This is a genomic window from Sphingobium sp. TB-6 (assembly GCF_012927365.1).
Taxonomy (GTDB): Bacteria; Pseudomonadota; Alphaproteobacteria; order Sphingomonadales; family Sphingomonadaceae; genus Sphingobium.
Genome location: NZ_JABBGL010000044.1, coordinates 1 through 1,711 on the forward strand (window position 1 = coordinate 1; position 1,711 = coordinate 1,711).

1 protein-coding gene is annotated in these 1,711 nt (G+C 61.3%); it reads right to left on the reverse strand.

What is annotated here, in order from left to right; all coding sequences use genetic code 11:
- Positions 1-184: 184 nt before the first annotated feature.
- The gene (locus tag HHL26_RS23945; protein WP_066561740.1) at positions 185-1,600 is read right to left on the reverse strand and encodes an ISNCY family transposase; all 1,416 of its coding nucleotides are present in this window, start codon (positions 1,598-1,600) and stop codon (positions 185-187) included.
- Positions 1,601-1,711 lie beyond the last annotated feature (111 nt).

Sequence of the window (1,711 nt, forward strand, 5' to 3'; positions counted from 1 at the left end):
TGTTCCTGCCGGTTAGAGAAGACACTTTCTGTCCCCGATAGAAATGACACTCTTGAGGACAGCAGGGGCTGCGCGGAGCCATCGGCCTAGCGCAGCGCAGACCCTGCTGAGAGCGTAACATGGAGGGGAGGGACGCGGACCCGCTGCGCAAGCAGCGGGCTCGGTCAGAACCGGTCGAACAGTCTCAGCGGGCCTTCACAAACTCCAGCGTGCCGCGCGCTTGCAGCTCGGCCCGGCTGAGCCGTGGACCGCGCTTGAGTTTTGGGCCGCCCAGGCGACGGCGATCAACCTTTACCGGCGCTTCGGGCTCGGGAAAGAGATGGGCGGGCTGATCACGGCGGGCAGGGGCATTGTTGTTGCGCTGCCGGTGATGCGGCGCAATCGCCTGGATCTGCTTCGCCAGCATCAGTGCCGCGTCCAGATGCTTGTTGTCGACAATGGCCGGTTGATTGATCCGGGGCATCTTGTCGAACAGGCGATAGGGAAGGACCTGCCCCTCATGACGGATCTCGATCTTGCCGTCAGGATATTCGCAGATGTGGACACGCTTACCTACCAGAGCCTTGCTGATCGCAGTAGGCTCCAGAATGAACAGAACCTTGTTGTAATGCAGCGTCAGTGCCTTTGAAATCTTCCGCTTTTCGCGCCAGACCATGATCGCGCGTAGATCGTCCTGCGGTGCCAGAGGGCGATGCAGATCACGACTGTCTGCCGCTGGGCGAGCAAAGCGCCGATTGTGCCGAACCATATAGCTTGGCAGAAAGGCGTTCGCTTCTTCGATCGACGAGATACCTTCCAGCCGCATCGCCTTGACCAGCCGGTCCTGCAATGTGCCGTTGGCTCGTTCGACCCGGCCTTTGGCCTGTGGCGAGTTGGCGCAGATGATCTCGATGTTCAGCGCATCAAGCGCGCGGCCGAAATGCGTCATGCCATCGCCCTTCGCCGTCGCCTTGGCATTGCGGAAGACCGAGTGCTTGTCGGAATAGAAGGCCACCGGCTTGCCGTGCCGCTCGATATATTCGCGCGTCGCTACCATGTAGCAAAAGGTGCTTTCGCTCTCGACCATCTGGAGATGCAGCAGCTCGCTGGTCGCGTCGTCAATGTAGACGAGCAGCGTGCATTTCGGACCGCGATCCTCGAACCAGTCATGCTTCGAACCGTCAATCTGGACCAGCTCGCCACGGCACTCCCGGCGATGGCGCGGTTGATAGGGGCGAGAACGACGCGCGGCGCGATCCTGCCAGATTCCCGCCTCGATCATCATCTGCCGCAGCGTCTCACAGCCCACCGAAATGTCGTGACGTTCCGCCAGATATTCTCGGGCCAGGGTCGGTCCGAAATCCGCATAATGCGTGCGGACGATCGTAAGGACGCGCTCGCGAAAGGCATCGCTGTGACGCCGGTTGCTCGGCCGACCACGCTTGCGCGACACCAGGCCTGAAGCGCCTTCGGCGCGCAGACGTTCCAACAATCGGAAAATCTGCCGGCGCTTCAAGCCCAGCAGCGTGGCCGCATCCTCAACCCGAAGCGCGCCGCGCTCCACGCGCATCAATGTGTCAAACCGCAAAAGCTCGCCATGGCTCATCGCCACCACCGTCATAAGCGCGTCCTCCCGAACTGCCAGGAGGACCATGCCACCGAGCTCTGCTAAGGACGCCCAAGGGTGTCATTTCTATTCAGCAGAGGGGTGTCATTTCTATCCGGCGCTGGC

Bases quoted from the DNA above. Each gene is read 5' to 3' on its own strand.
- HHL26_RS23945 (WP_066561740.1), bottom strand. From the start codon at position 1,600: ATGACGGTGGTGGCGATGAGCCATGGCGAGCTTTTGCGGTTTGACACA.